The sequence below is a fragment of the Aeromonas sp. MR16 genome (assembly GCF_022549315.1).
In the GTDB taxonomy this organism is placed as follows: domain Bacteria; phylum Pseudomonadota; class Gammaproteobacteria; order Enterobacterales; family Aeromonadaceae; genus Aeromonas; species Aeromonas aquatica.
Genome location: NZ_JAKZFK010000085.1, coordinates 1 through 290 on the forward strand (window position 1 = coordinate 1; position 290 = coordinate 290).

At 41.7% G+C, this 290-nt stretch carries 1 tRNA gene; it reads right to left on the minus strand.

Features of this window, described 5'->3' with window-relative positions:
- Positions 1-199 precede the first annotated feature (199 nt).
- Positions 200-275, minus strand: a tRNA-Glu gene (locus MM194_RS21845).
- Positions 276-290 lie beyond the last annotated feature (15 nt).

A 290-nucleotide genomic window follows, 5' to 3' on the forward strand; every position in this document is an offset into this window, starting at 1 on the left:
TTGAAGTACAACAAGGACCAAAATAAATTTTGGTTTTCGCCAAGAAGTTTCCAAAGCACTTGTAACAAATGTTTGAGAACTACTTTTTAAATCAGCTTTCCAGATTGTTAAAGAGCATGTTTGCAACAGCACAAGGCTGAAGAAAACAGAGTTAAGAATTTCGTTCTTAACTCTGCATTCTTGTTAGCAAGAAGAGAAGTGGCGTCCCCTAGGGGATTCGAACCCCTGTTACCGCCGTGAAAGGGCGGTGTCCTAGGCCTCTAGACGAAGGGGACGAAAATCATGTTTTG